Source organism: Streptomyces sp. NPDC006326 (assembly GCF_040612915.1).
Lineage (GTDB): Bacteria > Actinomycetota > Actinomycetes > Streptomycetales > Streptomycetaceae > Streptomyces.
The window spans coordinates 1-26,935 of record NZ_JBEXRC010000068.1; the positions used below are offsets into that span (position 1 = coordinate 1).

Here is a 26,935-nt window from a genome sequence, read left to right on the forward strand (position 1 = left end):
GCCGGGCCGTCAAGGGCGCTCTCTTCGTTCGCGTCGCTTCGCGATGGCCTTCGGCCACCCCTGACCGCCCGGCCCACCCCGGAAAGACAACAGACTGCCGGGAAGCCCCCGAGGAATGGCCGGGGGTACGGGTTCGGAGCGGGCCCGTCGGGGAGGGGCGGGCCGGGTTCCGGTGCCCGATTTCCGTGCGGGGCCGATCCCCCCCCCTCTTCCGGAGCCCGGCCGGGTCAAGTTGAAGACGACGACGATGAGATGACCATCGGGGGCGCGGAAAGGCCACCATCGCGTCAGATCGGTAGGCGCTTCGGTCGGCTTGGCGTCCGGCGGTGTCCGGGGTTGCCGGGAGGCGCGTGAGGTGGGGGTGGGCTCAGCCGCCGGTGAAGTGGGGTGGGCGGCGGGTGGCCTTGGCGGTGTAGCCCTCGCGGCAGTCCTCCGAGGTGAGGGTGAGGGCTGCCGTGAGGGCCACGCGGTCCAGGGCCTGGGGCAGGGCGGCGTCGGTGTAGGCGTCGATCGCACGTTTGATGCCCTGGACGGCGAGGGGGGCGTTCGCGGCGATCTCCGACGCCAGCTCACGGGCGGCGGTGTCCAGGTCGTCGCGGGGGACCAGGAGTTGGACGAGTCCGAGGCGCTCCGCCGTCGTGGCGTCGATGCGGCGGCCGGTCAGGGCAAGGAGCTTGGCCCAGCCCGCGCCGGCCTCGCGGGCGATGCGCAGATCGCCGCCTGCGTCCACCGCCACCCCCAGCTGTGCCTCCGGGAGGGCGAAGACGGCGTCCTCGGCGGCGATGCGGACGTCGGCCATCAGGGCCAGCTCGAAACCGAAGCCCAGGCAGTAGCCCTGGACGGCGGCCACCACGGGTTGCGGGAGGCGGGCGAGGACGGCGAAGCGTTCGTGGGCCCAGCGGATCCCCTCGTAGTAGTTGCGGGTCCGCTCGGCGGGCGAGGCGCCCGTGATGGCGCCGCCGGGGGCCGTCACGTCGATGCCCGCGCAGAAGGCCCGGCCCTCCGCCCGGAGCAGGACCACCCGTACCGCCGGGTCGAAGCGGATGCGGTCCGCCAACAGGCCGAGCTGGCGGGTGGACTCCCAGCTCCAGCCGTTGAGGGTGGCGGGACGGCACAGGGTGAGGAACGCGATGCCGTCCTCGATCACGAGGCGGATCCGTTCGTCCGCCTGCGCGATCTCCGTGCTCGTGGTGTCGATCACCGGTCCCCCCTGCCGAGCTGATGCTGCGTCAGTTTAGGCGGGTGGGCTCAGCGTGAGAAGAGTTCGAACGCCACCGCCGGGCGGCCGCCGAAGCGGGCGGCGGCCTGCTGGGCGTTGCCCGTGAGGAAGCTGCGGCAGTACTCCTCCGGGTCCTGGTCGGTGAGGACGTCGATGTACGCCTTGTGCTCCAGAAGGGACCTGACCGCACGCTCCATGCCGGGGCCGGCATCCACCGCGTGCGTCGGCATGGACGAACCCGCCACCGCGACCCAGCGCACCCCGTTCCACGGCTCCAGCCCGTGTTCGGAGACGAGCTCCGGGAAGATCCAGCGGTTGCCCGCGTCGGCGGCGGCGTCGAGGGCGGCGCGGCCGACGGCCTTGTGGTCGGGGGTGTTCCAGAAACCGCCGCCGCCCTGGCCGCCCCAGGTGTCCCGGTGGTTGAGCGTGACCAGCAGCTCGGGGCGGTGCCGGCGGATCGCCGCCGCGATGTCCCGGCGCAGGTCGAGGCCGTACTCGACCGTTCCGTCCCGGTAGTCGAGGAACTCCACCGTGGAGACACCGACGACGGCGGCGCTGGCGCGCTGCTCGGCCTCGCGCAGCGGGGCGCACTCCTCGGGCGGGAGCGTGTCGATGCCCGCCTCGCCGCGGGTGGCCAGCAGGTAGACGACCTCGCGGCCGCCGTCCGTCCAGTGCGCGACCGCGGCGGCGCCGCCGTACTCCAGGTCGTCGGGGTGGGCTACGACGGCGAGGGCCCGCTGCCAGTCGGCGGGCATGGGCTCCAAGGGTGTGGGCTGATCCAGTCGTTCGGTCATACCTGCACCCTAGGGGGTGGCGACCCTGATCCGAACAGCCTTTCGCCGACCCGGGTCCTCTGCCGCGACTCCGCCGGGCGCATCCTCGTACACCGCCGGCCCGACGGAGTGTCCCGGCGGAGATCGCCTGGCACGCCTGGCTGACCGAAGCCGAGCTGATCGCCCTGTCACATGACGCGGGCTTCGTCCCGGACGCCGGTGAGGCGCTGACCCGCTACCGGTCGTCGGTGGGGTAGCGGGAGCAGGCCCGGGGTGATCAGAAGGTGACGACCGAGCGGAGGACCTCGCCGCGGGACATGCGGGCGAACGCCGCTTCCACCCCGTCCAGCGGGATCGTCTCGGACACGAAGGCGTCGAGGTCGAGGCGGCCCTGCAGGTAGAGGTCGATGAGCAGCGGGAAGTCCCGCTCCGGCAGGCAGTCCCCGTACCAGGAGGACTTCAGGGCGCCGCCGCGGCCGAAGACGTCGAGGAGCGGGAGTTCGAGCTTCATGTCCGGTGTCGGGACGCCGACCAGGACGACCGTGCCGGCGAGGTCGCGGGCGTAGAAGGCCTGCTGGTAGGTCTCGGGGCGGCCCACGGCCTCGATGACCACGTCCGCGCCGTTGCCGCCGGTGAGTTCCTGGACGGCCTTGACCACGTCCTGCGTACGGGCGTTGACCGTGTGGGTGGCGCCGAGGCCCCGCGCCCACTCCAGCTTGCGGTCGTCGAGGTCGACGGCGATGATCCGCGCGGCGCCGGCCAGGCGCGCGCCGGCGACGGCCGCGTTGCCCACTCCCCCGCAGCCGATGACCGCGACGGAGTCGCCGCGTCCGACGTTGCCGGTGTTCAGGGCCGCGCCGAGGCCGGCCATCACCCCGCAGCCGAGGAGTCCGGCGGCGGCGGGCGAGGCGGCCGGGTCGACCTTGGTGCACTGCCCGGCCGCGACCAGCGTCTTCTCGGCGAAGGCACCGATGCCGAGCGCCGGGGAGAGCGGGGTGCCGTCCTCCAGGGTCATGGGCTGTGCGGCGTTGTGCGTGGCGAAGCAGTACCAGGGGCGACCGCGCTTGCAGGCGCGGCAGGTGCCGCACACGGCCCGCCAGTTGAGGATGACGAAGTCACCGGGTGCGACGGAGGTGACGTCCGGGCCCACGGCTTCGACCACGCCGGCGGCCTCGTGGCCGAGGAGGAAGGGGAATGCGTCGTTGATGCCGCCCTCGCGGTAGTGCAGGTCGGTGTGGCATACCCCGCAGGCCTGGACCTTGACCAGTGCCTCGCCCGGTCCCGGGTCGGGCACGAGGATCGTCGTCGTCTCCACCGGTGCGCCCTTGCTCCGTGCGATGACCCCTCGTACGCGATGCGTCACGTCGTACCCCGCTCTGATCGGTTCTGTCTGGATCAACGAACGTACACGGACGGGGCGGCGCAGGGGAGTTGTGTCACGTCGCGGCGTCGCCGGTGGCGAGTTCCGGCGGTAGTGCGGCGCGAAGTGCCGCCCCGAAGGCGGCCACGGCCGGGTGGGCGGCGGCGCCGCTGCGGAAGGCGAGCCGGGTGCGGCGTTCCATGCGCAGGCGGGTGAGGGCCACCGCCGGGTCCGTGGGGCCCAGTACGCCGAGCTGGGGGACGACGGCCACGCCCTGGCCGGCTGCGACGAGGGCGAGCACGGTGGCGAACTCGTCGACGTGGTGGCGGATGCGCGGGGTGAATCCGGCGGCCTGGCAGGCCCGTACGGTCATGGCGTGGCAGAGGGTGCCGGGGGTGGCGATGACCCAGGGGGCGTCCGCGTGGCCGCGCAGGACCGCCCGCTGGTCCGCGGCGGCCTCGGAGGGGGCGACGGGAGCCGCGGTCCCGGAGGGGGCGCCCGGGTCCCGGGGCGCGGCCAGGTACATGGCTTCGCCGTACAGCGGCTCGGCGGTGATCCCCGGCTCCTGCGGCGCGGGCACGAAGTCGTACTCGTGGACCAGGGCCACGTCCAGGTCCCCGGCCCGCAGCGCGTGCGCGACCGCCGCCGGGTCGGTCTCGGAGACCATCGGCTCCAGCCCCGGGTGGCGTCGCTCCAGCGCGACCAGGGCGGCGGGCACGACGGCCCGGGTGGCGGTGGGGAACGAGCCGATCCGCAGGGCGCCGGCCAGCCCGCTGCGCGCTTCGGCGAGGTCGGCCTCCGCCTGCTCCAGCCGCTCCAGTACGGCATCGGCGTGCCGGACGAGGTGCTGCGCGGCGGGGGTGAGGCGGACCCGGCGGCCGGTGCGCTCCAGGAGCGGCAGGCCGGCTTCGCGTTCCAGGACGCCGAGTTGCTGGGACACCGCCGAAGGGCTGAAGGCGAGGGCGTCGGCGACGGCGGCGATGGTTCCGCGGCGGGCGAGTTCGCGCAGCAGGCGCAGGCGTCGTACGTCGAGCATCGGCTCAGCTTACGCTTGGGATAAGGAACGCGAACTGGATTTGATGCTCCGGGGCCGCCAGGCTCGTCGGCATGGCACAGGACCTTTCCCTGCACGGGATTCACGTACCGCTCGTCACGCCCTTCACCGCGGCCGGGGCCGTCGACCCCGGCGCGCTGGAGGCGCTCGCCCACCAGGTGCTGGACGAGGGGGCCGACGGGATCGTCGCCCTCGGCACCACCGGGGAGGCCGCCACCCTCGACGGGGCGGAGCGCGACCTCGTCGTCGACGTCTGCGCGCGGGCGTGCCGGGAGCGCGGGGCGGTTCTGACCGTCGGCGCCGGCGCGAGCGGGACCCGGGCGAGCGAGGCGGCGCTGGAGCGGCTTGCGCGGTGGCCGCAGGCGCGGGCGGCGCTGGTGGCCGTGCCGTCGTTCCTGCGGCCCTCGGCCGCCGGGGTGGTGGCCCATTTCACGCGGCTGGCCCAGGTGAGCCCCGTTCCGCTGATCGTCTATCACATCCCGTACCGCACGGGGCAGCCGCTCGACGCGGCCGCACTGCGGGCGCTCGGGGAGCTGCCGGGGGTCGCCGGGGTGAAGCACGCGGTCGGCGGCATCGACCAGGACACGGTGGCGCTGCTCGGCGACCTGCCGGACGGCTTCGCCGTGATGGCGGGGGACGATGCGTACGCGTCGCCGCTGCTGGCGCTCGGCGCTGCGGGCGCGATCCTGGCCTCGGCGCATCTGGCGACGGCCCGGTTCGTGGAGCTCGCGGCGGCCTGGCGGGCGGGTGAGGCGGCTCGGGCCCGGGAGCTGGGGCACGCGCTGGCCCGGCTGTCGGCGGCGGCCTTCGCCGAGCCCAATCCGGTGGTGATCAAGGGGGTCCTCCATGCGCGGGGCCGCATCCCCACGCCGGACGTACGCCTGCCCCTGCTGCCCGCGAGCGGGGCCGCGGTACGGGCCGCGCTGGATCAGCTGGAGCAGCTGGAGCAGGCGGCGAAGACTCCGTAGGGCCGGACGGCCCGGGGGGGGCGGAGCCCGAGGCCGCCCCGGGGCCCGCGGAGCCCCGGGGCGGCGCCGCGGGGCCCCGGGAACCCGGGGTGCGGGGCACGGGAACCCGGGGTGCGGGGCCCGGAGGCCTGGATCATGGCGCGGAAGAGGGCCGAAGGCGCCGGAAAGGGCGCCCGATGAGGGATTCGCCTGCAACATGTGAGACGCCCGAATCGGATACAGATAGAGGCGACTTGTCCGTTTTAGCTTTGCGGCCCCTTAAACCGTGATGTGAGTCACTGCGCCGACCTCAACATCATTTGCCCGGCGAAGCACCATTCCCTTTTCTCCGAAAGGATTTCGGCTATTGCCCGGAGAAGTCCCCAAGGTCATTTTCCGGGCCGATACGGGGAAGTCGATCACCCGGTGGAATTCGAGCCTTGTTCCCGCCCGGCGGACTCGCTTACGGTCACGTCGTTCCCGGCGGGCAGCTGCCGAATCCGGCCGCCGCCAGGGCTCTCCCGTCCCCCACACGTGAGGAATTCCGCCATGCCCGCACTGGGTAAGCACCGCCACCCCAAGCAGAACCCGCTCGCCCGCAAGCTGGCCTTCGCCGGCACCGGTGGCGCGGCCCTGGCCCTCCCGCTGATCAGCGCGACCACCGCCGGGGCGGCTGTCACGCAGCCCGCCGTGGCGGCCGCGGCGAACACCGTGGCGCTGCCCGCGGCCAAGGTGACCGCGGAGAAGGCGGCCTCGCCGGTGACCTACTCCGTGGCGGTCGGCGACACCCTGTCGAAGATCGCGGCGGAGCACTCGGTGAGCGGCGGCTGGCACGCCCTCTACGAGGCCAACAAGGCCGCCATCGGGAGCAACCCCTCGATCATCCGCCCCGGCCTCAAGCTCAGCCTCGGCACCGCCGCGAAGGCGGCGGCCGCCAAGGCGAAGGCCGCGTCCACCGCCGCCAAGCCGGCCAAGGCGTACGCCAACAACCTCGACGGGTGGATCCGCGAGTCGCTGGACGTCATGGCCCGGCACGGAATTCCCGGCAGCTACAACGGTATTTACCGCAATGTGATGCGGGAGTCCTCGGGCAATCCCCTCGCGATCAACAACTGGGACTCCAACGCGGCGGCCGGCATTCCCTCCAAGGGTCTGCTCCAGGTCATCGACCCCACCTTCCGCGCGTACCACGTCCCCGGTACGTCGCTGGACTCGTACGACCCGGTTGCCAACATCACGGCCGCCTGCAACTACGCTGCCGCCCGCTACGGTTCGATCGACAACGTCAACGGCCCCTACTGAGGCAGGCCCACCGGGCACCACCGGAAGACCGGCCCGCTCCGCGCGGCGTCAGAGCCAGCCCTGGCTGCGGGCCGCGCGGACGGCCTCCATGCGGTTGCGGGTGCCGGTCTTGCCGATGGCCGCGGACAAGTAGTTGCGCACCGTCGACTCCGACAGGTGCAGCCGCTGCGCGATGTCGGCGACGGTCGCCCCGTCCACGGCGGCGTTGAGCACATCGGCCTCGCGTGCCGTCAGCGGATTCGGGCCGGCGCTGAGGGCGGCGGCCGCGAGCGCGGGGTCGACCACCGTCTCCCCCGCCAGCACCTTGCGCACCGCGGCGGCCAGTTCCTCCACCGGCCCGTCCTTCAGCAGGAACCCGGCGGCCCCCGCCTCCATCGCCCGGCGCAGGTAGCCGGGACGGCCGAAGGTGGTCAGGATCAGCACCTTGCAGCCGGGACAGCGCGTGCGCAGCTCGGCGGCCGCGTCGAGGCCGCTGCGGCCGGGGAGTTCGATGTCGAGCAGGGCCACGTCGGGCCGGTCCCGGAGCGCCGCGGGCACGATCTCGTCGCCGGCGGCGACCTGCGCGACCACCTCGATGTCCTCCTCCAGCCCGAGGAGCAGGGCCAGGGCGCTGCGCATCATGCCCTGGTCCTCCGCCAGCAGGACCTTGATCATCGGTGCTCCCCGTTCCCCTCTGCTGCGGCTCCGGCCGGCTCCGCCGGCAGCTCGGCGGTGACCCGGAAGCCGCCGTCCGGCGCCGGTCCGCTGCTGAGGGTGCCGCCGGCCGCGGCGAGGCGCTCGGTCAGGCCGGTCAGCCCGCTGCCCGGCGGTGTCGAGCCTACGCCGTTCCCGTCGTCGGTGATCACCAGCCGGACCCGTTCCGCGGAGCCGAGGACCTCGATCTCGCACCGGCGGGCCCGGCTGTGCCGGATGGCGTTGGTGACGGCCTCGCGGACCACCCAGCCCAGCAGCGCCGCGGACTGCGGGGGCAGCGGCGGTCCGGACTCCCGGATGAGGGGCTCGATGCCCGCGGCGGTCAGCACGCCCCGGGCCCGGTCGAGCTCCGCCGCGAGGCTGGCCTCGCGGTAGCCGGTGACCGCCTCCCGGATCTCGGTGAGTGCCTGGCGTCCCACGGACTCGATGTCCGCGACCTGGCCGAGGGCCGCTTCCATGTCGCGCGGTGCGATGCGGCGGGCCGCCTCCGCCTTCACCACGATCACCGACAGGGTGTGGCCGAGCAGGTCGTGCAGATCGCGGGAGAAGCGGAGCCGCTCCTGGTCGACCGCCGCGCGCGCGAGCTCCTGGCGGGTCTCGTGGAGTTCCTTCACCGTCTCGGACAGGGCGAGGATGGCCGCGGTGACCATCCCGGACAGGAACGTCCCGTAGACGATGCCGAGCGCGTCCCAGCCCTCGGCCCGCGCCGCGACCACCCCGGCGAGGGCGGTGATCACGACCATCACGGGGAAGAGCGTCCGGCCCCGGACCACCGCACCGGCGGCGAGGCCCCACAACGGGAAGAACAGCAGCCAGTTGTCGCCGTAGGCGAGGCCGAGGGCGCAGGTGACCGCGCCGAGCGCGGCCAGGCACCAGCGGGTGCTGGGGTGCTCGCGCGCCCGCGTGACGAAGGCCCGGAACACGAGGGTGACGTAGAGGGAGTTGAAGACGAGCAGGCCGAGCCCGCCGATCCAGGGGTCGGGCGTCTCCCCCTGGATGATGTTGGAGATGGCCCCCATGCCCACGAGCAGCCAGGGCAGCAGCGTGTGGACGCCCCGGATCTGCGTGTTCCGTTTCATGGGCCGCTCCGTCCTGCCACCGGCTTCCCGGGCGGCCCGCCCGGCCGTGCAGGGCGTGGCGTCCCGTGCGTCGTCTGCATCATGTGCACCACGGTAGGAACCGGACCGGGACCGGCGGCAGATGCAGTCGTACGGACCTGGGCAGTACGAATGTCACCGTTCAGGACCCGCGAACGGCCGTTCGGCGGGCCCTGCGGGCGCGGGCCAGGGTGCGCACGGGGGCCCGCAGGCCGTAGCCGACGTTCTTGCGGAGGGCTCCGGCGCCGGCCCGTTCCACCGCGGCCAGCTGGTGTCCCATCAGCTCGGACATCGCCGCGATCACCGGACGCAGGCCCGGCTCGACGAGGTCGAGGATGCCCGCGGTGGCAGCCAGGGCGGTCCGGGCGCGTGCGCACTCGGCGGCGAGCAGCTCCCGTACCGCGGGGGTGTCCCGGGCCTGCTCCAGGTCGGCCCGCGTCACGCCGTGCTCGGCGAGGCGGGCGCGCGGCAGGCACAGCCGGCCCTCGGCCAGGTCCCCGGCGAGGTCGGCGAGGAAGTCCACCCGCTGGGCGGCGTCGACGAAGCGCCGCCAGCCCGCCGCCTGTTCCTCTCCGGGCCCGTCCTGGTACTGCAGGCCGGTGAAGACCAGCAGCCCCGGCCAGGCGTACGCGTCGAGGTAGGCCTGGAAGTCCTCCTCCGTCGCGAAGCCGTCGAAGCGGGCCTCGGCCGTGGCCGCGCCCTCCAGGAACCGCGTGACCCAGTGCACGGGCAGCCCCCGGGCCTCGACCGCGTGGGCGTACGCGCGCAGCAGCGGGTCGGGGCTGTCGCCGGTCTTCAGCGCCGTCTCCACCCGCTCGGTCAGCGCGGCCAGACCGGCGGTCCGTTCCTGCACGGTGCCGGTCTCGGCCACGTCGTCGACCAGGTTCATGAATCCCACCCCGGCCGTCAGCCAGGGCACCAGCGGCGGCGCGGCGAGCAGGCGCAGCGTCAGGTACGGGGCGGGTTCGCGGCGCAGAACCCGGCGTGCCGCGTACGTGTAGTCGGCCCGCAGGGCGGGGCCGGAAATTCCGGCCGCCGTGAGGGTGGTGCGCCAGCTGGGCATGGGTGGGGAGCTCCTCGAACGGTGAACGGTGTGCGGCCGTACGCACGCGCGCACGGGTGGGGGTACACGGTCTCAGGAGCGGTAGACCTTCTTCACCTTGCCCTGGGTGTCGGCGTAGACGTAGCCGCCCTGGCCGTACTCGTCGCTGAGGTAGGGCCGCATCGAGGGTGTCTGGTCGAACAGCCAGGGCTCGACGATGACGTAGCGGGAGGTGGGGTTGGCCACGCCCAGCTCCTGCTTGGCCTTTTCGAGGAGGCCCGGCAGGGCGTCCCAGTTCACGGTGGCCATGTCGATCAGCGGCTCGTCGTCCTTGATGGTGCCGCCGGGGCCCGTGCGCCGGGCCTCGCCGTCGCGGTACTCGTAGCGGTCGTACGTCTTGGCCCCGGCGGCGGTGGGGATGGAGGCGAGTACGTACTCCTCGTAGACCACCATCTCCACGAAGCTCGTGGTGCCGGTCTTCTGCTGGAAGGCCTCGATCGCGGTACGGACCTTGGCCGGGGTGAGCAGGGAGCCCTTCGGGGCGGCCTTGCCCTTGGGGGTGGGGCTCGCCCCGCGGGTGGCCGACCCGGCGGAGGGGGACGCGCCGGTGGAGGCGGTGGGGCCCTTCGCGGTGCCGCCGTCCGTGGAGCGGCCGTCGGGCAGGGAGTTGTACAGGACGATCCCGCCGCCGGTCAGGGCCAGCGCGAGCACCCCGCCGATCAGCGCGGAGCGCCGGCGCGCGGGCCGGGCCACCGGGACGGGGGAGGTGGCCGAGTACGGGGAACCGCCGCCGGGGGTGAACGGCGTCGTATAGGGCTGCGGTTGGGCGGACTGCGGAGGCTGGGCGTGGACCTGTGCCTGGGGCGGCAGGGTCGGCGTGCTCGGCGGCCCGTACTGGCCCAGGGACACCGGAGGCACCACCGGTGTGGCGGGCGGGACGGGGGCGGCGGACGCGGCGGCGCCCGGGAGAGCGGCGCTCGCGTCCCGGAGCAGTTGTTGCAACTGCTCGGCGTCGGGCCGCACGGCCGGGTCCCGGACCAACAGGCGTTCCAGTACGGGCCCCAGCGGGCCGGATCGCACCGGAGCCGGGATCGGCTCGTCGAGCACGGCGACGACCGTGGCCAGACTGCTCGCCCGGCGCAGCGGATGCACGCCCTCCGCAGCCACGTACAGCAGCATGCCGAGCGACCACAGGTCGGAGGCCGCGAGCCCCTCCTCGCCGCGCACCCGCTCCGGCGCGATGTACTCGGGCGAGCCGATGAGCACCCCGGTGGAGGTCAGTGCGGTCGAGTCGTGCAGGGCCGCGATCCCGAAGTCGGTCAGCACGGCGGACCCGTCCGGACGCAACAGCACGTTGGCCGGTTTCACATCACGGTGCAGCACCCCTTCGGCGTGCGCGGCCCGCAGCGCGGACAGCACGTCGAGGCCGAGCCGCAGCACCTCCGCCACGGGCATCGGTCCGGACTCCAGCCGGTCGTGCAGGGAGCCGCCCTTGACGAGCTCCATCACGATCCACGGGTGCCCGTCGGAGCCCTCCGCGGGTTCCACGATGTGGTGGATCGTCACGACGTGGGGGTGCGCGAGGCGGGCGAGCGCCCGTGCCTCGCGCACCGCCCGCTCGCGCAGCTGGACGGCCAGCCCGGGTTGGGCCGCGGCGGTCGCCGGGTCCGGCGGGCGCACCTCCTTGAGCGCGACGTCGCGGTGCAGTGCGATGTCGCGGGCACGCCACACCGTGCCCATGCCGCCGGCCCCCAGGGGCGCGATCAGTTCGAAGCGGCTGTCGACCAGCTGTCTGCCGGCCTCACTCGTGTCCATGGCCGGTCATCGTAGGCGCAGCCGGTGTCAGCAGCGTCGCCGGTCCACCGTCACGGTGCCCTGAGCGGTGGTCACCGTACGGTCGTAACAGCCGTGCCCCGGTTCCGCTCCGTACAGCTGGTAGCGCTCCGAGCTGGTGCCGACCGCGTGCCGCTGCTCGCGCGGGACGTTGGCCGTGTAGCTCGCGTCGCCCGTGTACCGGTCGTCCAGCCATGACCGGTCCACGCGGTGGCCGCCGCGCAGGGTGACCGTCTCGGCGCGGTCGCCGAGCGCGATGACGGTGCGCAGGCGGTCCGCGGCGCCGAGGGTGGTCTCGCCGTCCATCGTGTACGTGCGCGCGGTGCGGACGGTGGTGGGGCCGCGGGTCACGCTCTCCTCGTCGGTCCAGGCGGCGGTCAGCGCGTCCTGGTTCTCGTCCTGCGTCCAGCGGTGCACGGAGGTGGCGTGGACGGCGCGGGTCACGGTGGTGGTCACCCGGCCGTGGGAGGTGTCGAGGCGGCCTGCGATGGTCAGCCGGTGGCCGCCCTCGGTGTCGAGGCGGTGCTGCGTGGTGGCGGAACCGGGCGTCCAGTGGCTGGAGTTGGCCGGTTCTCCCTCCTCGTGCCGGGTGAGGGTGCCGGTGACGACCTCCCGGTGCTCGTCCTGCCACAGCAGCAGGTTCACCGGGGTGCTCCAGCCGCTCTGGCCGGCCGGTACCCCTGCGACGGCCACCTCGATGCGGTGCGGGCGGCCGTCGTTGAGGAGCGCGGCGTACGGGGTCAGGTCGTAGACGATCGGCCGGACGTCGAAGGCGCGGGGCGCGGGCGTGACGTACCAGAGGAACGGGTTCGACCAGCCGCCGGTCCACACGGTCGGGAAGGGCGCGGCGATGCCGGCGAGTTGTCCGTCGACCAGGATGCGGACCTCGCGGTAGGGGCCCTCGGCGGCCTTGCAGGAGTACGGGGCCGCGTCGGGGGTGGTCATGTACCAGTATTCCTCGCAGCCGCCGCCGGAGCCGGTGGCGTACACCTCGGCGAGGAGCCGCTCGGTGTTGCGCGGGGTGGTGAGGGCGGGGGCGGTGAGCGGCAGGACGCGGTCGGGGGTGTCGGGCGCCGGGTTGCGCCCGTCGGCGGCGTGGAAGGTGAGGGTCACCTTGACGTCGATGACGCCGGTGTAGGTGTCGTTGACGACGTTGCCGATCAGCATCTCGACGGGCTGGGGGCGGCTGAGGGTGTCGCGGTAGCGGGTGACGTCCTTCTCCACGGACCAGGTGATGCCGTCGGGCGAGGGCTCGGGGGTGGAGGTGCGCAGGATCTCCACGCCGCCGAGGGAGAGGTGGCCGAGGCGGTCGTACTGGCGGCCCTTGACCTTGCCGTCGAGGCGCAGGACCACCTTGGACCAGCGGCGCCCGTCGTCGCCTCCCCCGCAGCCGGTCGGCGGCACGTAGCTGCCCAGGTAGGGGGTGAAGTCGCGGAACTGTGCCTCGGCGAGGGTCAGCTCGCAGGAGGCGGTCGCGGGCCGGGATACCGGTGGGGCGGCGGTGAGCGGGTCGTGCCAGTCGGTCCCGAACTCTGCGGGCGGCTCACTCGCGTGGGCGTGCTCCCCCGCGCCGCCGGAGCCGGGTACGGCGCCGGCGGGGCGGCCGGGGGCGGCGCCTGCGGGTCCCGCGGCGGCGGCCAGGGTGCCGGCGGCGAGCACGAGCGCGCCGAGCAGCCCCGTGATCCTGTGTCGTGTCATGGCCCCGCAGTGAATCCCGCCCTGCCCCGCGGGCACCAGGCCCGCCGCCCCGCCCCTGGCCGGATCTCGCCCCCGCCGTGCGCTACGCCGGGGCGGGCAGCACGGCGATGCCGTCGTCGTCCGCGTGGACCGTGTCGCCGGGGCGGAAGGTGACGGTCCCGATGGTGATCGGGGCGTCCACCGTTCCCGCGCCGGTTTTGCCGCTCTTGCGGGGGACCGTGCCCAGGGCCTTGATGCCGAGGTCGAGACCCGCCAGCGCAACGCTGTCGCGGACCGCGCCGTTGATGATCAGGCCGGCCCAGCCGTTGCGCCGGGCCGCCCCGGCGATCAGGTCGCCGGTGAGGGCCGTGCGCAGGGAGCCGCCGCCGTCCACCACGAGGACGGCGCCCTCGCCGGGCGAGTGGACCAGGTCCCGCAGCAGGGCGTTGTCCTCGTGGCAGGAAAGCGTCCGCACCGGGCCGGCGAACAGCCTGCGCCCGCCGAACTGGCGGAAGACGGTGGTGCAGATGAGCAGGGCCTCGCCGTGCTCGTCGTACAGGTCGCTGGTGGGGACGGGTGTCACGCTCATGTTGCTCTGGGCTCCTCGCAGCCGGTACGTCGCGCCGTGCGGCCCAGCGTAGGCCCCGGTGTCAGTCCCGGGAGTGGCCGAACAGCAGCCGGTAGGCGATGAGCAGGACCAGTGAGCCCGCGATGGCGGAGCCCCAGGTGGCGGGGTCGTAGAACTCGTTCGCGATCGGCTTGTCCAGGAACTTCGCGGAGAGCCAGCCGCCGGTGAAGGCGCCCGCGATGCCGATGAGGGTGGTTCCGATCAGGCCGCCGGGGTCACGTCCGGGCAGCAGAAGCTTGGCTATGGCGCCGGCGAGCAGCCCCAGGACGATCCAGCTGACGATCCCCATGCCGTGTTCACTCCGCTTCGTCGGTGCAGGTGAGTACGTGGACGCACTCTCCCGCAAGGACGCGCGCCGGGCCGGTCCGGTTCTCCCGTCAGGCCGCCACCCGGTGGCTCATCGCCGCCGTGGCGGCGGGCTGCGGACCCGGCTGCGGGCCCGGCTGCGGACCGGGCTGCGGGCCCGGTGCCGCGCGGGTCAGCAGCAGCACCCCGCGGGCCGCGGCCAGCGCACCGGCCACCGCCAGCAGCAGCCCCAGTGCGCCCCCTTGGAGCCGCTCCCCCAGCAGGACCATGCCGATGGCGGCCGCGGCGAGCGGGTTGGCCAGGTTCACCACGGCGAGCGGGGCGCCGAGCCCGCCCCGGTAGGCGCGCTGCGACAGCAGCATCCCGCCCACCGCGAACAGCATCACGAGCAGGGCCACCGACACGACCCGGACGCTGAGGAGGGGGCCGCCCCGGCCGGCCGCCACCGCCACCGTCTGGGTCAGGGCGGAGGCCACGGCCGAGGCCAGCCCCGACGCGGTGGCGTGCCGCAGCCCGGAACGCACGTCGCGGCGCGCGGTGAGCAGCAGGATCACGGCGGTGGTCGCACCGGAGACGGCGAGGGCCTCGGCGAGGGTGAGGGTGTCGTCGGGAGCCGGGCCGGAGGCCGGGAGCAGCAGCAGGCCGAGCCCGGCGACGGTGGCCAGGGTGCCCCGCCATTCGGTGGCGGCGACCCGTCGGCCGGCCCGGTGCGCCCCCAGCGGGACGGCGGCCACGAGGGTGAGCGCTCCCAGCGGCTGGACCAGGGTCAGCGGCCCGTACCGCAGGGCGGCGGCGTGCAGCAGCGCCGCGGCGGCGTTGAGCCCGGCGGACCACCACCAGGCGCCGTTGCCGAGCAGCTCGCGGGCGCTGCGGGCCACGGCGGCGCGGGCGAGCCGCTCCTGGGCCACGGCCGCGGCCGCGTAGGCCACCGCGGAGGCCAGGCAGAGCAGGACGGCGAGGACGGTGGCGTTCACCGGCCCACCCCCGCGACCGCGGCCTGCGCTCCGGCCGCCCCGAGCCCGGCCCCGAGCCCGTCCTCGGAAACGGCCCCGACGGGCCGCGCCTCGGTCCCGGCCCCGGAAGCGGCGGCGGCCCCGGCAGCGGCCTCCGCCCCTGCAGCGGGCCGCGCCCGGGGCAGGTGGCGTACGACCGGCACGGACCGGGACGCGGTGCGGGCGGCCGGGCGCGGCACCAGCAGCAGCGCCGCCCCGAGCAGCACGGCGGCGACGGCCGCGTCGAGCCAGTAGTGGTTGGCGGTACCGACGATCACGAGCAGGGTCGCCAGCGGATGCAGCAGCCACAGGACCCGCAGGCGGGAGGAGGTGGCGGCCATCATGCCGAGCGCGAGCATCAGTGCCCAGCCGAAGTGAAGCGAGGGCATCGCGGCGAACTGGTTGGCCAGGGTGTCGGCGGCGGGAGCGGCCCGGTAGACGGCGGGCCCGTAGACCTGCGCCGTGTCCACCAGGTGCGCGGCGGCCAGCATCCGCGGCGGTGCGAGCGGGAAGGCGAGGTGCAGGGCGAGGGCGGCGCCGGTCAGGACGGCCAGGACGCGGCGGACCCACAGGTAGTGGCCGGGCCGGCGCAGGTAGAGCCAGACCAGGAAGACCACGGTGGCGGGGAAGTGCACCGCCGCGTAGTACGTGTTCGCGGCGTGGACGAGCAGGTCCCCGCCGCCGCCCGGGGCCCCCTGGCCGCCGTGCAGGAGCAGGCGCTGCACCAGGCCCTCACCGGGCAGGTGCAGGGCCCGTTCGGCGTCCCAGATCCGGGCGGCATTGCGGAAGGCCTCGTCGGTGCGGTCGGTCGCCAGCAGCCGGCCGGCCTTGTAGACGGCGAACAGGCCCGCGACGAGGAGCAGCTCGCGTATGAGGCGGCGCCGCTGCCCGGTGCCCGGGCCGGCGGCGGGCCCGTCGGGTGTCGTGTGGGAGGTCATTCCCCCGGTCTCTCTTCCTGTACTCGCGCTGTGCTCGCGCGCCGCTCGTCAGGCCGATGGGGCACCGGTGCACGGCGGCCGGTTCCGGCCACCCGCTCCATCGACACGCCAGTGTATCGATACATTCGCGTATCGATACGCTGGTGTACCGATACGGTGCCGTTTCCCGTACACTTTCTGCAGGAACCCGCCTCACCCCGCCGCGGAGCCCCGAGGAGAGCCGCCCACCATGACGTCGACGCCGCCCGCCGCGCGCCGCTCCAAGATCACCCCGGAGCGGGTGCAGGAGTTCTACGACGCCGTCCTGGAGCAGCTGCGCGAGCACGGGTACGAAGCGTTGACCATGGAGGGCGTGGCCGCCCGGGCCTGCTGCGGGAAGTCCACGCTCTACCGGCAGTGGAAGACCAAGCCGCAGCTCGTCGCGGCGGCCCTGCGCGCGAACCGGCAGGGCACGCTGGCTGCCGTGGACACCGGGACGCTCGCCGGCGACCTGCGCGAGGCCGCCCGGATCGCGGCGGGCAACTCGGGCCGCGACACCCGGCTCACCGAGGCCCTCGCCCACGCGGTGCTGAGCGACAAGGAACTGCAGGCCGCGCTGCGCGAGGCCCTCATCGAGCCCGAACTGGCCGCCTTCGACGCGATGGTGGCCCGGGCCGTGGCCCGCGGCGAGATCGCCCCGGACCATCCGGCCGTGGAGTTCCTCCCGGCCCAGCTGATGGGCGTCCTGCGGATCCGGCCGGTACTGGAGGGGCGGTACGCCGACGCCGACTACCTGGTCCGCTTCGTGGAGGCGGCCCTGCTCCCCGCCCTGGGCCTGGCCCCGGTCCCGACCCCGGCCCCGGCCGGCACACCGGACCCGGTCGTGCCCCCGGGCCCCGGCCGCATTCCGGCCCCCTGAACCGGCGGGCCGCCGTCACCGATGACCGGACGGCGGCCCGCCCGCGCTGCCTCGTGGGGACGGCGGCAGCGCGCCACCCGGACGGCGTGGCGGTCGCCCACTCAAGGGAGCGACCGCCGCCCGGTCTGAGCGGCCCCTCCGATGCCCCCTCCGGCTGCCGCCGTCAGGGGCGGGCGGCCCCCATGGCCCGGACGAACTCCGCCGGATCGGCGTCGAACCCCCGCACGGCCGCGTCCAGCGACCAGCCGCCCGACCCGTCGCGCGTGAACTGCGCGACGGTGGCGGCGGTGGCCGTCGGCACGCCCGCGAAATCGCTCACGGCGAGATCCGTGTAGCCCTCGCGGATCCGGATCCCGGTGCCGGCGATGGCGGCGAAGGTCTTCGTCCGGGCGCCGCGCGGACCGGTGTCCTGGATCACCACGCCCACCACGACACGCGCCAGCTCCGCCGCCATCCGGTCCAGTTCGAGGGTCATCACCTCGTCGTAGCCGAAGCCCTGACCGGTCTGGCTGTCCCGGTTCAAGGTGATCGTGCCGTCCGGGGAACGGCTGCCGAAGTGCACGAGGTGGACGGGCTCTCCGTGCGGGTCGGCCGCGGTGTAGACCGCGGCGACGATGTCCAGGTCGTGCGCGGGCGTGCCGGAGGGGCTCGGATCCCACCGCAGTGCGATCTCCACCTTGGCCAGGCTCTTGCGCACCCCGCTCGCCGAATCGCTCACCGAACTGCTCACCGAACTCCCCCTCCACTCGCCGCGCGTTGCCCGGCCATGCTGTCATGCGGCGGCCACGGCGGCCCGTACGACCGTACATTTACGGCCAGTTCGGCCGTGGCCGGTCGAGGGGACCGTCACCGTCCCGGGTCCACCCGTACGGTCTCCACCCAGGCCGGCGGCTGCGGCGCACCGGCCCCGATCAGCGCGGCGATCAGCCGGCAGGACGGGCTCTCCTCGGGCCACGGCGTGAATCCGTCGGTCAGCACGACGACGATGTTCGGCCGGTCGGGCATCGCCAGCGCGGCGCGGATCCCGACCCGCATGTCCGTCCCGCCGCCCCCGGCCAGGGTGACCTGCTCGGTGCTCGTCACCCGGCTCAAGGTGTGCACATCCGCATCGCAGGCCAGGACCGCGACCCGGTTGCCGCGGACCCCCACCTCGCGCAGGACACCGGTCACCTCGCCGAGCGCGGCGGCGAGTTCCTCCTCGCCCATCGAGCCCGAGGTGTCGATGACGACGGCGACCCGCGGCAGCGGCCGGCGCAGGCTGGGCAGCACCACCCGGCCGCCGAGGGCGGGGGTGCGGCGCGAGGGACGGCGGTACGTGTAGTCCACCGCTCCGCCCGCCCACGCGGCGGCCTCCCGTACGGCGCCGGACAGCGCGCGGCGCCAGTCGACGGTGGGCTCCAGCAGTTCCCGGGCCCAGCGCTGCCAGCCCTCGGGGAGGCTGCCCCGGGTGCGCTGGTGGGCCCGCATCGCCTGGGCCGTCTGGCGGCGCAGCGCCTCCGCCTCGACCGGGCCGATCCGGGCGGGACCCCCGCCCTCGCCCAGGTCCCAGGGCATCGGCGTCCCGTGGGCGCCCGAGCCGCACTCCGCCGCGTGCGGCGGGGAGGCCGGGATCGCGGCCAGGTACGACTCGAACATGCCACCGGTGGGCAGGCCGAAGAGCCTCGGCTCCATCCGGCCCTCGGGCAGGGCGAGGCCGTCGGCGAGGAGGTCGTCGTTGATCTCGCAGTCCTGGGCGATGTTGATCCGCAGCCGGTCGCCCTGGTCGGCGGCCGGCAGCCGGTCCGCCCGGCCGTGGTGGTCGCGCAGCAGGTGGGCCACCTCGTGGATCCACACCCCGGCCAGTTCCGCCACGGGCGTCGCGTCGACGAAGGCGGGCGCGACGTAGCAGCGCCAGTGCCGGTCCACGCCCATGGTGCGGATCGCCGCCGAGGGCACGACGGTGAGCGCGTACAGGGCGGAGGCCAGGTACGGCCGGGCCTCGGCCGCCTTGAAGCGGGCGGCGAGCAGTTTCGCCCGGTCCAGCCGGGCGCCCGCCACCACGCGTTCCGGGGTCTCGTCGGGCAGGCCGTTCTCGGACGCGGTCATGCGCCGGTCAGCCGCCGCCCGGCAGAGCGCCGGAGAGCTGGAGCAGTTCGACGAACGCGTCGATGCCGGCGGGCACCGGCCAGTCCAGGTCCCGCATCGCGGCGAGGTCGGTGGCGGCCCGCGCGGCCACGTCGGGCACTCCCGCGTCCACGGCCTTGGCGAGTACGGCCCAGCCTGCCTCCCAGCGGGGACGGGTCAGCTCGGCCTGGACGGCCGCCACCACGGCGATGAGGAAGGCCAGTTGCCGGTCACCGCGTTCGGGCAGGGCGAAGGCGTCCGGGTCGGCCAGGACCCGGTCGGGGTCGGGCAGGTCGAGGTGCTCCATGTACGACAGCAGCTCGATCCCGGCGGCCTCTCCGACGGCGCCGGTCAGCGCCGCGGCCAGGGCCTCCCGTCCCGCGCCGGTGGCGTAGCCGGTGGCCAGCAGGCGTAGCGCCATCTCCCAGGTGCGCGGGGAGGGCCAGGCCCGCCCGCGGCCCTCGGCCTCGTCCGGCATGTGGTGGACGAGCCCGGGGCGGGCGGTGAGGAAGCCGGAGACGACGCCGCGGGCCCGTGCCACGGCACCGGGGACCCGGGCGGGATCGACCGCGGGGAGGACGACCTCCGGCCAGGTGCCGGCCATGCCGCGGGCCACGGTGCGCGGGTCGTGGGTCCAGGCGAGGTGGACGAAGCGGTTGGCGAGCGGCGGGCTGAGGTGCCAGCCGTCCGCCGCGCTGGACGGCGGGTTGGCCGCGGCGACGATCCGCACCGGCTCCGGCAGGACGAGGCTGCCGACCCGGCGTTCCAGGACCACGCGCAGCAGGGCCGCCTGCACGGCCGGCGGGGCGGAGGACAACTCGTCGAAGAACAGCAGTCCGTGGCCGGTGCGGGCGAGGCGTACCGCCCAGTCCGGCGGGGCCATGGGCACGCCGGTGGTGGCGGGGTCGTCGCCGACGACGGGCAACCCGGCGAAGTCCGAGGGTTCGTGGACGCTCGCGATGACCGTCTCCAGCCCCACGTCGAGCGCGGTGGCGAGCTGTTCCATGCCGGCGGACTTGCCGATGCCCGGCTCGCCCCACAGCAGGACCGGCTGATTGGCCGTCACGGCCAGGGCGAGCGCCTCCAGTTGGGGGTGGGAGGCGGGTTCGGTGCGGGTGGCGCGCAGGCGCGCGCCCAGGGCGTCGGCGGCCGCGAGGGCCGGCGGCGGGGTGCTCACAGGTCGTCTTCCCGTTCGTCCATGTACTCGTCGAACCACTCGGACCCCAGGCCGGGGAACTGCTCTTCCACCCGGCTGCCCAGGAAGGCGAGGTCGCTGCGCTGGTAGCGGCGGATGACCTGGGCGAGCGACAGGTCCTGGTCGTCGACGACGTCGATCCGGCTCCCGGCGTCCAGCAGCGCCCGGACCAGGTCGGCCGATCCCCCGTACTGGACGGCCGTCTGGAGCGGGGTGAGAGCCGTCTTGGAGCGGGCTTCGAGGTCCAGGCCGGCCGCCAGCAGCCGGGGCATCAGGACCTCGTGGTCGAGGAGGTGGAGCACGTGCAGCAGCGTGTACCCGCGGGCGTCGCGGACCCGGGGGTCGGTGCCCGCGTCCAGCAGCGCCGTGACACCGGGGGTGTCGCCGTGCTGGGCCCGCAGGAACAGTTCCCGCCGCTCGTCCCGCAGGGCGCGGGGCAGCCGCCCCTCCCCGCTGGTCCAGGTCTGCTGTACGGCGAAGCAGCCCGCGACGGCGCCGCCGAACGCCCGCATGGCGCGCTCGCGCTGCTGCTCCTCCGCGCTGTGCACCGGCAGGTCGAGTGCGCCGCCCTGGGAGCGGACCTCGTGCCATGCGCCGCGGCAGCGCACCCGTACGGCCTTCGGCTCGGCCGGCTCGGGCGGCCCCGCCGCGGGAGCGGCCTGCGGGAAGAGGGCGGAGCAGACGAGGGGGTGCAGTTCGGCGGGGGTGATCCGGCCGGTGCGCAGGAGTTCCAGGTCGGGTGAGCGCTGCCAGGCGTACTGCGGCAGCCTGGGAATCCCCTCGAAGCCGCGGTTCTCGACGACGCGGATCCGCAGCCGGGCGTCCGCGCCGGTGCCGGCCTGCTCCAGCAGGAACGGATGGCCGCGGGCGATCCGGAAGGTGTCGCCCGCCCCGGCCGCCGTGAGGCTCCGTACCGCGGGTACCAGCCGGGCCAGGTCGATGCGGGCGCCCGCCAGGACCGACTCCGGGACGATCGCCCGGCCGTACGTCGGGGGCCGCGGCACGGTCAGGTCGCGTTCCAGGCCGGCGGCTTCATACGCCTCTGCGGCGCGGCCGTCCCGGTGCAGGAGGGCGATCCATTCGGCGTGTCCGGCCGGGTCGGCTGCGCCCGGGTCGGCGGTGGGCAGCTCGTCCGGGCCGAGCGGGGTCCCGTCCGGGCGGAGGAACGGCAGCCGGCCCGGGACGCCGCCGAGGAGCTCGGGCAGTGCGGCGGTGTGCCGGGCGTCCCACAAGGGGCGGGCCGCGGTCCAGTCCTCGCCCTGGAAGGCGACGGCGTAGAACGAGGAGGGGGAGCAGCTGAGGTCCGGCACGGCGACCGGGGCGCAGTGCAGCCGGAGCCGCTGCGGGCCCTCCGTCATCGGGCCGGTGGTGACGGACATGACGGGGGCTTCGGCGCCGGTGCCGTAGCGCGCCAGCAGGATCCGCACGTCGGGCTTGAGGGTGGTGCGGCCGCCCAGGAGGCGGGGCACGTGCCAGCGCAGCAGGTCGGGTGCGAGGTGGCGCAGGTCCTCCTCGACCGCCTCGGCGACCGCGGCTCCGTGGCGGGCGGCGACACCGGGCAGGTCGAAGGCGACGTCGACGGCGGCCGCCGCGCAGGCGGCCCGCCAGTCGCCGGCCAGGCGGTGCCCGGTGGCGCGGCGGATCATCCAGCCGGGTACGGCGTGGCGGCGGATCCGCTGCCAGACCGGGCCGTCCTCGGGCAGGAGCCCGCCGGGCAGGGTCGTGGCCGCGCTCACCGGTACACGCTCGTGATCGCGGCGAGGTCGGGGTGGGCGGGACGGGCGGGCCGCAGCCGTGCGGTGAAGGAACGCTTCACCTTGCGGGGCAGGCCGGGGCCCAGGCCGACGTACTCCAGCGGGGAGCCTTCGGGCACGGCGGCCAGCAGGCTCTTCGCTCCGCGCCCGGTGAGCCCGGTGTGGCGCAGTTCCAGGCGGCGCAGCGGACTGCCGGGGAGGGCGGCGGCGAGGGCGTACGCCCCCTCGTCGCCGGTGTCGTTGCCCGGGGAGCCGAGGCTGCGCTCGGACATGGCCCGGCCCAGGTCCAGGGCTTCGATGCCGCCGAGGGCGTCGGCGAGGGCGCGGGCGCCGGCGGGTCCGATGCCGTTGCCGCCGAGTCCGAGGCGGACCGGCCGCGCGGGGTCGGCGGCCGCGGCCGCGGCGAGGACGGCGGTGCCGGCGTCGCCGAGGTGGTTGGCGGGGAGGTACAGCTCGCGCACCCCGGCCTCCCGGATGAGGGCGGCGAGCAGCGGTGCGGCCTCGGCGGTGAGGCCGTTGCCGCCGAGGAAGAGCCGTTCGAGCGGGGTCTCGCGCTCGCGGAGGGCGTCGAGGAGGAGGCGTACGCCCTCGGCTCCGATGCCGGTGTTGACCAGGTCGAGGGTGCGCAGGGTGTGGTTGCGCCGCACCAGGGCGGCGAGGGTGCGGGCGCCGTCCTCGTGGAGCGGGTTGCGCTTGAGCCACAGGGCCCGGACGGTGGTGTCGTCCGCGAGGGCCTCGGCGAGCGCCGCCACTCCGTCGGGGCCGATGCGGTTGCAGCCGAGGTAGAGGGTGTGCAGCCCGTGACCGGACGTCCGTCCCGGGCCCGCTTCGCGCTCCCGCCCTCCGCGCAGGGCCTCGGAGAGCGCGCGGGCCCCCTCGTCGCCGAGGGAGTTGGTGCCGAGGAGCAGGTGGCGGGCGTGCGGGGAGTCCGCGGCCGCGGCCGCGATCCGGGCCGCGCCGACGGGCCCGAGGCCCTGCTTGCACAGGTCGACGCGACCGTCCGCGCGCAGGGTCCCGACCGGGAAGGCCTCGTCGGGTCCGAGGGCGTCGCCGGACGCGAGGCGGGCGAGCAGCGGTTCGAGTCCGGCGGGGTCGGTAAGCGGCAGGTCGGGGTGCTCGATCGCGGGGCACCGTACGGGTGTCGGCTGTGTCATCACCACTCCACCGGTTCTTCGCCGGTGACCGGCGTCCACAACGACATGACGACCTCACGAACACGTGAAGAAGGCGCAAGACCGGTCGGATTCGAACCGACGTCCTCCAGCTCGATGCGTGGGCGCGACGACCTCTGCGCTACGGCCTTGCTGGCGGAGATCATACCGTCCCGCCGGGCCGGACTCGATCACCAGTTTGAAATGGGGATCCGGCCACTGCCGGACCGTCACCAGCCCCGCCCGGCGCGCACGCCCGGCCCCGCGGGGCGTTTCCGGGGTGCACGACCGGCGCAATGTCCGGATGAAGCGGATTTGGACACCTTCACCGATAAGAGGGGATCTACATCCTCTCGTACCGAACTGCGCACTGTGGTAGCCCTCTTTATCCCGTTCACACCCGAATCCGCCGGAGAAAGACCGGCCGAGCCGGATCGTTACCTCAAGTTTTGCTCAGATCCAGTGACATGCCGCGTGCCGCCTTCCTAGCTTCCTCGTACACGCGTCTCGACGCTTCTCACGTCCCCGCGGTTCCACGCGCACCGGCGATCCCGTCTCCGCGTCCCGCGACCCCAGGAAAGAGTGCAGCAATGAAGGTTCCCAAGGCCGGTGCTTTGGCCGCAGTGATCGGCCTCGCCCTGACCGCCTCCGGCTGCGGCGGTGACGACGGCCCCCAGGGGAACCTCTCCATCGGCATCAAGTTCGACCAGCCGGGCGTCGGGCTGCGCGAGGCGGGGGGCACCTTCTCCGGTTTCGACGTGGACGTGTCCACGTACATCGCCAAGGAGCTGGGCTACAAGCCGGAGAAGATCGAGTTCAAGCGCGTCGACAGCTCCGACCGCGAGCTGCTGCTCCAGTACAACGAGGTCAAGTTCGTCGCGGCGAGCTACTCGATCAACGACAAGCGCAAGGAGAAGGTCGACTTCGCCGGCCCCTACTTCCTCGCGCACCAGGACCTGATGGTCCGGGCCGGTGACACGTCGATCACCAAGCCCGAGGACCTCAACAACAAGAACCTGTGCTCGGTCACCGGCTCCACTTCGGCGGAGAACATGAAGAGCAAGCTGGCCCCCAAGGCGAGTCTCCTGGAGCTCGAAAGCTACTCGGAGTGCGTCTTCGCCCTCGCCGACGGCCGCGTCGACGCCATGACCACGGACAACTCCATCCTGGCCGGGTACGCCGCCCAGAAGGAGAACGCCGGGAAGTTCAAGCTGATCGGGCTGAGCCTGAGCAACGAGAACTACGGCATCGGCGTCAAGAAGGGCGACAAGGAGCTCCAGGTCAAGATCAATGCCGCCCTCAAGAAGATGGTCGAGGACGGCTCCTGGGACGCGGCGGTGAAGAAGAACTTCGGTTCGGCCAACTACAAGAGCGAGCCGGCCCCGCCGATCACATCGGGCAGCTGACGATCGTCGACGCGGTGGCCGGGTCCGACCAGTCGGAGTCGAACGCCGCGTTGACGACGTAGAGGCGGCCGCGGTGGACCGCGGCCGTCGTCGGCTCGTCGAAGCGCGGGTCGGTGATCTGCTTGACGAACGCGGCGCGGCGCCCGTCCGTGCTGAGCGTGAACACGTCCACCGCGTAGGCCCAGTTGCGTACGACGTACAGGGTGCGGCCGTGGAGGACGAGTCCGTCGCCGTTGCCGACCGCCCCGCCGTCGAGCGGGATGCGGTCGGCGGCGCCGGTGCGCGGGTCGATGCGGAACAGCGCCTGGGCGTTGTCGTTGACCACCACGAGTGCACGGCCGTCCGGGGTGCGCTCGATGCCGTTGGAGCCCCAGACCTGGCCGCCGGGCGGGGTGGGCAGCCATTCGCCGCCCAGCGCGAGCGGGCGCGGCACCGCGCCGGGGCCCGGAGGCAGGAAGTACAGGGTGTCGTTGAAGGAGTCGGTGAACCAGGCGCCGCCGCAGCCGATGACCACGTCGTTGACGAAGGCGGTTCCGGTCGCCGCCCGGTGCGTGGCCAGGATCCGGCCGTCGGCGGCCCGTACGACGCGGATCTCGCCGCTGTCGCCGCCCGCGACGAGCAGTCTCCCGTAGCCGTCGAGCGTGAGGCCGACCGCCATCGGGCCCGTTCCGCGCAGGAGGATCCGGCCCGTGCCCGTGGCGAGATCCGCACGGTAGATCGACCCGTCCAGCAGCGATCCGGTGTAGGCGATGCCGCCCGGTGAGACGGTGATGCCCTCCGGCTGGAAGCCCGGCGGGGTGGCGATGGTGTCCGGGCGGTCGGCAACGGCTGCCGTACCGGCTCCGGGCCCGTTCTGGCCCCGGGCCCGGGCGGGCGGTGTGAGCGGTCCCACGACGGCCGCGCCGCCGAGCGCTGCGGCCGCGCCGAGGAGGAACCTGCGCCGGCCCACGGGTGCAGTCATGTGATGTCCTTCCAACCGTCTTGAAAATGGCGGTAGTTGATGCCGCATCGGCTGACCCCGCAACCTCAGCACATCACCGGCGTCCGGAAAAGGGATGCCGAGGGTCAGAATCCGGACTCCTGAAACATGGTGTTTACCTGTTGGGCACATGACAATGTGAGCCTCGCTCTGCCACCTGACGCCCCGCCAACTGCACCGGCGGGGGCGGTGTACGTGAAGAGGTGCCCCCACACCATGAGACTTTTCCGCCACACACCCTGGGCAGCCGGGCTCGCCGCCGCAGCCCTCCTGCTCGTGCCGGCCACCGCGTCGGCCGGCTCGCAGCGTCCGGCGGCTCCCCACGCCGACGCCGCGGCCGCGGCCACCACCGCCGCCACCGTGGACGAGTACTACGCCACGGCCGAGGGCAAGACCGGTGCCGCCCTGAAGACCGCGCTCCACAACATCATCAAGAACCAGTCCAAGGTCACCTACGACGGCGTGTGGAACGCGCTGAAGGTGACCGACCAGGACCCGGCGAACCCGAACAACGTCATCCTGGTCTACTCCGGCCGCTCCCAGTCCAAGTCCACCAACGGCGGCGGCGTCAACGACTGGAACCGCGAGCACGTCTGGGCCAAGAGCCACGGCGACTTCGGCACGGTCACCGGCCCCGGTACCGACCTGCACCACCTGCGCCCCGAGGACGTCACGGTCAACAGCACCCGGGGCAACAAGGACTTCGACATGGGCGGCAGCCCGGTCTCCGAGGCCCCCGGCAGCTACACCGACGCCGACTCCTTCGAGCCGCGCGACGCGGTCAAGGGCGATGTCGCGCGCATGCTGCTCTACATGGCCGTCCGCTACGAGGGCGAGGACGGCTTCCCGAACCTGGAGATGAACGACCGGGTCAACAACGGCACGGCCCCGTACTTCGGCCGGCTGAGCCTGCTCAAGCAGTGGAACCAGCAGGACCCGCCGGACGCCTTCGAGCAGCGCCGCAACCAGGTCATATTCGACACGTTCCAGCACAACCGGAACCCGTTCATCGACCACCCGGAGTGGGTCAACTCCATCTGGTGACCCCCGCTCGCCCGGGATTGGCCCGCTCCCGGGCGGGTATGCGCAGGTCAGAGCTGCTGTCCGCGCCCGGCGACGGCAGCCCGTGGAGGTAGCCATGGACGGAGGGGGACTCTCCGACCGCGAGCGGCATGAGCTGTCCGCGATCGAGGCCCAACTCAAGGCCGACCGTTCGCTCGACCGGATCCTGCGCTCCGCGCACCTGCGTCACCGCATGCTGGCCGCCTGTGGGCTCGCCGCGGTGACGCTGGCGCTGCTGATCGCCGCTGCGGTCACCGTCTCACTGCCGCTGATCTGGGCCTTCGCCGGCGCCTGGGTGCTGACCGTGATCACCGCCCTGCCGCTGGCCGGCCAGTGGGTCCGGCGCCGGTGGCAGCGCCGCGAGCGCTCCGGCACGGGTACGACGAGTACCCCTGCGTGAACAGCAGTCCGGGGACCGGCCGGCTCAGCCGGCCGGGCCCCCCCGCCGGGGCGCGGGGGGCGTTTTAACGGCCGATCGGAATAGCAAACGTCTTAAATACAGACACTGTGAGGTTTATATAGTATT

Annotated in this window: 24 protein-coding genes and 2 pseudogenes; 6 read left to right on the forward strand and 20 right to left on the reverse strand. The window is 74.0% G+C overall.

Annotated features, from left to right (window positions below):
• Positions 1–367: 367 nt before the first annotated feature.
• The 4 genes from ABZ128_RS32950 to ABZ128_RS32965 all read right to left on the reverse strand — a co-directional run bounded on the left by ABZ128_RS32950 (position 368) and on the right by ABZ128_RS32965 (position 4,388).
• A complete protein-coding gene (locus tag ABZ128_RS32950; protein WP_356853268.1) occupies positions 368–1,201 on the reverse strand; it encodes an enoyl-CoA hydratase/isomerase family protein in 834 nt (277 codons plus the stop codon).
• 47 nt (positions 1,202–1,248) lie between these two features.
• Positions 1,249–2,013, reverse strand: a complete 765-nt coding sequence (locus tag ABZ128_RS32955; protein ID WP_356853270.1) for a PIG-L family deacetylase — start codon at positions 2,011–2,013, stop codon at positions 1,249–1,251.
• A gap of 256 nt (positions 2,014–2,269) precedes the next feature.
• Complete coding sequence (locus tag ABZ128_RS32960; protein WP_356853272.1) at positions 2,270–3,355, reverse strand: S-(hydroxymethyl)mycothiol dehydrogenase; 1,086 nt, start codon at positions 3,353–3,355, stop codon at positions 2,270–2,272.
• 73 nt (positions 3,356–3,428) lie between these two features.
• Complete coding sequence (locus tag ABZ128_RS32965) at positions 3,429–4,388, reverse strand: LysR family transcriptional regulator (protein WP_356853274.1); 960 nt, start codon at positions 4,386–4,388, stop codon at positions 3,429–3,431.
• 71 nt (positions 4,389–4,459) lie between these two features.
• On the opposite strand from ABZ128_RS32965, the gene ABZ128_RS32970 reads away from it, so the two are divergent.
• Positions 4,460–5,374: a dihydrodipicolinate synthase family protein gene (locus ABZ128_RS32970; protein ID WP_356853276.1), complete on the forward strand. Its 915-nt coding sequence runs from the start codon at positions 4,460–4,462 to the stop codon at positions 5,372–5,374.
• A 528-nt stretch (positions 5,375–5,902) separates the two neighbouring features.
• A complete protein-coding gene (locus tag ABZ128_RS32975) occupies positions 5,903–6,655 on the forward strand; it encodes a transglycosylase SLT domain-containing protein (protein WP_356853277.1) in 753 nt (250 codons plus the stop codon).
• 48 nt (positions 6,656–6,703) lie between these two features.
• Here the strand turns inward: ABZ128_RS32975 and ABZ128_RS32980 are convergent, their stop codons facing one another.
• From ABZ128_RS32980 to ABZ128_RS33020, 9 genes and pseudogenes are all read right to left on the reverse strand, one after another.
• Positions 6,704–7,309 (reverse strand): response regulator transcription factor, encoded by a 606-nt coding sequence (locus tag ABZ128_RS32980; protein WP_356853278.1) that lies wholly within the window; start codon positions 7,307–7,309, stop codon positions 6,704–6,706.
• A complete protein-coding gene (locus ABZ128_RS32985; RefSeq protein ID WP_356853279.1) occupies positions 7,306–8,427 on the reverse strand; it encodes a sensor histidine kinase in 1,122 nt (373 codons plus the stop codon). The genes ABZ128_RS32980 and ABZ128_RS32985 overlap by 4 nt, the downstream gene beginning before the upstream one ends.
• 160 nt (positions 8,428–8,587) lie before the next feature.
• Complete coding sequence (locus ABZ128_RS32990) at positions 8,588–9,508, reverse strand: squalene/phytoene synthase family protein (RefSeq protein ID WP_356853281.1); 921 nt, start codon at positions 9,506–9,508, stop codon at positions 8,588–8,590.
• A 72-nt stretch (positions 9,509–9,580) separates the two neighbouring features.
• Positions 9,581–11,302: a serine/threonine-protein kinase gene (locus ABZ128_RS32995; RefSeq protein WP_356853283.1), complete on the reverse strand. Its 1,722-nt coding sequence runs from the start codon at positions 11,300–11,302 to the stop codon at positions 9,581–9,583.
• A 27-nt stretch (positions 11,303–11,329) separates the two neighbouring features.
• Positions 11,330–12,871, reverse strand: a pseudogene (locus tag ABZ128_RS33000) (peptide-N4-asparagine amidase); the annotation flags it as partial.
• Positions 12,872–13,100: 229 nt separating this feature from the next.
• Positions 13,101–13,586, reverse strand: a complete 486-nt coding sequence (gene rraA, locus ABZ128_RS33005; RefSeq protein WP_356853285.1) for a ribonuclease E activity regulator RraA — start codon at positions 13,584–13,586, stop codon at positions 13,101–13,103.
• Between the two features lie 61 nt (positions 13,587–13,647).
• Entirely contained in the window at positions 13,648–13,914 is a 267-nt protein-coding gene (locus ABZ128_RS33010) for a GlsB/YeaQ/YmgE family stress response membrane protein (protein WP_356853286.1), read from the reverse strand.
• An 88-nt stretch (positions 13,915–14,002) separates the two neighbouring features.
• Positions 14,003–14,905, reverse strand: a complete 903-nt coding sequence (locus tag ABZ128_RS33015) for a hypothetical protein (protein WP_356853288.1) — start codon at positions 14,903–14,905, stop codon at positions 14,003–14,005.
• Positions 14,902–15,861, reverse strand: a complete 960-nt coding sequence (locus tag ABZ128_RS33020) for a phosphatase PAP2 family protein (protein WP_356853290.1) — start codon at positions 15,859–15,861, stop codon at positions 14,902–14,904. Before ABZ128_RS33020 ends, ABZ128_RS33015 begins: the two co-directional genes overlap by 4 nt.
• A gap of 229 nt (positions 15,862–16,090) precedes the next feature.
• On the opposite strand from ABZ128_RS33020, the gene ABZ128_RS33025 reads away from it, so the two are divergent.
• A complete protein-coding gene (locus ABZ128_RS33025) occupies positions 16,091–16,759 on the forward strand; it encodes a TetR/AcrR family transcriptional regulator (RefSeq protein WP_356853291.1) in 669 nt (222 codons plus the stop codon).
• Positions 16,760–16,922: 163 nt separating this feature from the next.
• Here ABZ128_RS33025 and ABZ128_RS33030 read toward each other — a convergent pair whose 3' ends face one another.
• From ABZ128_RS33030 to ABZ128_RS33055, 6 genes and pseudogenes are all read right to left on the reverse strand, one after another.
• Positions 16,923–17,489, reverse strand: a complete 567-nt coding sequence (locus tag ABZ128_RS33030) for a TerD family protein (protein WP_356853292.1) — start codon at positions 17,487–17,489, stop codon at positions 16,923–16,925.
• A gap of 116 nt (positions 17,490–17,605) precedes the next feature.
• Complete coding sequence (locus ABZ128_RS33035) at positions 17,606–18,844, reverse strand: VWA-like domain-containing protein (protein ID WP_356853293.1); 1,239 nt, start codon at positions 18,842–18,844, stop codon at positions 17,606–17,608.
• Between the two features lie 7 nt (positions 18,845–18,851).
• Positions 18,852–20,039, reverse strand: coding sequence for an AAA family ATPase (locus ABZ128_RS33040; protein ID WP_356853295.1), 1,188 nt, complete (start codon positions 20,037–20,039; stop codon positions 18,852–18,854).
• Positions 20,036–21,793 carry an ankyrin repeat domain-containing protein gene (locus ABZ128_RS33045; protein ID WP_356853297.1) on the reverse strand — a complete coding sequence of 586 codons (1,758 nt, stop codon included), beginning with the start codon at positions 21,791–21,793 and terminating at the stop codon, positions 20,036–20,038. The genes ABZ128_RS33040 and ABZ128_RS33045 overlap by 4 nt, the downstream gene beginning before the upstream one ends.
• Entirely contained in the window at positions 21,790–22,965 is a 1,176-nt protein-coding gene (locus tag ABZ128_RS33050) for a gala protein (protein WP_356853298.1), read from the reverse strand. The genes ABZ128_RS33045 and ABZ128_RS33050 overlap by 4 nt, the downstream gene beginning before the upstream one ends.
• A 76-nt stretch (positions 22,966–23,041) precedes the next feature.
• A pseudogene (locus ABZ128_RS33055) lies at positions 23,042–23,114 on the reverse strand.
• 438 nt (positions 23,115–23,552) lie between these two features.
• On the opposite strand from ABZ128_RS33055, the gene ABZ128_RS33060 reads away from it, so the two are divergent.
• The gene (locus ABZ128_RS33060) at positions 23,553–24,368 is read left to right on the forward strand and encodes a glutamate ABC transporter substrate-binding protein (protein WP_356853300.1); all 816 of its coding nucleotides are present in this window, start codon (positions 23,553–23,555) and stop codon (positions 24,366–24,368) included.
• Here ABZ128_RS33060 and ABZ128_RS33065 read toward each other — a convergent pair.
• Complete coding sequence (locus ABZ128_RS33065) at positions 24,352–25,329, reverse strand: superoxide dismutase (protein WP_356853301.1); 978 nt, start codon at positions 25,327–25,329, stop codon at positions 24,352–24,354. The two genes, ABZ128_RS33060 and ABZ128_RS33065, sit on opposite strands and share 17 nt — an antisense overlap.
• 234 nt (positions 25,330–25,563) lie before the next feature.
• Here ABZ128_RS33065 and ABZ128_RS33070 point away from each other — a divergent pair, with 234 nt between their 5' ends.
• Both ABZ128_RS33070 and ABZ128_RS33075 read left to right on the forward strand, forming a co-directional pair.
• Positions 25,564–26,391, forward strand: a complete 828-nt coding sequence (locus ABZ128_RS33070) for an endonuclease (protein ID WP_356853302.1) — start codon at positions 25,564–25,566, stop codon at positions 26,389–26,391.
• A gap of 94 nt (positions 26,392–26,485) precedes the next feature.
• Positions 26,486–26,809 carry a DUF3040 domain-containing protein gene (locus tag ABZ128_RS33075; protein ID WP_356853304.1) on the forward strand — a complete coding sequence of 108 codons (324 nt, stop codon included), beginning with the start codon at positions 26,486–26,488 and terminating at the stop codon, positions 26,807–26,809.
• Positions 26,810–26,935 lie beyond the last annotated feature (126 nt).

What these genes read in the sequence shown, in the direction of transcription:
- ABZ128_RS32965 (WP_356853274.1), bottom strand. Translation starts at nt 4,388, where the DNA reads ATGCTCGACGTACGACGCCTGCGCCTGCTGCGCGAACTCGCCCGCCGC.
- ABZ128_RS32990 (WP_356853281.1), bottom strand. Translation starts at nt 9,508, where the DNA reads ATGCCCAGCTGGCGCACCACCCTCACGGCGGCCGGAATTTCCGGCCCC.
- rraA (WP_356853285.1), bottom strand. Translation starts at nt 13,586, where the DNA reads ATGAGCGTGACACCCGTCCCCACCAGCGACCTGTACGACGAGCACGGC.
- ABZ128_RS33070 (WP_356853302.1), top strand. Translation starts at nt 25,564, where the DNA reads ATGAGACTTTTCCGCCACACACCCTGGGCAGCCGGGCTCGCCGCCGCA.
- ABZ128_RS33020 (WP_356853290.1), bottom strand. Translation starts at nt 15,861, where the DNA reads ATGACCTCCCACACGACACCCGACGGGCCCGCCGCCGGCCCGGGCACC.
- ABZ128_RS33075 (WP_356853304.1), top strand. Translation starts at nt 26,486, where the DNA reads ATGGACGGAGGGGGACTCTCCGACCGCGAGCGGCATGAGCTGTCCGCG.
- ABZ128_RS32970 (WP_356853276.1), top strand. Translation starts at nt 4,460, where the DNA reads ATGGCACAGGACCTTTCCCTGCACGGGATTCACGTACCGCTCGTCACG.
- ABZ128_RS32985 (WP_356853279.1), bottom strand. Translation starts at nt 8,427, where the DNA reads ATGAAACGGAACACGCAGATCCGGGGCGTCCACACGCTGCTGCCCTGG.
- ABZ128_RS33035 (WP_356853293.1), bottom strand. Translation starts at nt 18,844, where the DNA reads ATGACCGCGTCCGAGAACGGCCTGCCCGACGAGACCCCGGAACGCGTG.
- ABZ128_RS32975 (WP_356853277.1), top strand. Translation starts at nt 5,903, where the DNA reads ATGCCCGCACTGGGTAAGCACCGCCACCCCAAGCAGAACCCGCTCGCC.
- ABZ128_RS33050 (WP_356853298.1), bottom strand. Translation starts at nt 22,965, where the DNA reads ATGACACAGCCGACACCCGTACGGTGCCCCGCGATCGAGCACCCCGAC.
- ABZ128_RS32995 (WP_356853283.1), bottom strand. Translation starts at nt 11,302, where the DNA reads ATGGACACGAGTGAGGCCGGCAGACAGCTGGTCGACAGCCGCTTCGAA.
- ABZ128_RS33025 (WP_356853291.1), top strand. Translation starts at nt 16,091, where the DNA reads ATGACGTCGACGCCGCCCGCCGCGCGCCGCTCCAAGATCACCCCGGAG.
- ABZ128_RS33010 (WP_356853286.1), bottom strand. Translation starts at nt 13,914, where the DNA reads ATGGGGATCGTCAGCTGGATCGTCCTGGGGCTGCTCGCCGGCGCCATA.
- ABZ128_RS32980 (WP_356853278.1), bottom strand. Translation starts at nt 7,309, where the DNA reads ATGATCAAGGTCCTGCTGGCGGAGGACCAGGGCATGATGCGCAGCGCC.
- ABZ128_RS33060 (WP_356853300.1), top strand. Translation starts at nt 23,553, where the DNA reads ATGAAGGTTCCCAAGGCCGGTGCTTTGGCCGCAGTGATCGGCCTCGCC.
- ABZ128_RS33065 (WP_356853301.1), bottom strand. Translation starts at nt 25,329, where the DNA reads ATGACTGCACCCGTGGGCCGGCGCAGGTTCCTCCTCGGCGCGGCCGCA.
- ABZ128_RS32955 (WP_356853270.1), bottom strand. Translation starts at nt 2,013, where the DNA reads ATGACCGAACGACTGGATCAGCCCACACCCTTGGAGCCCATGCCCGCC.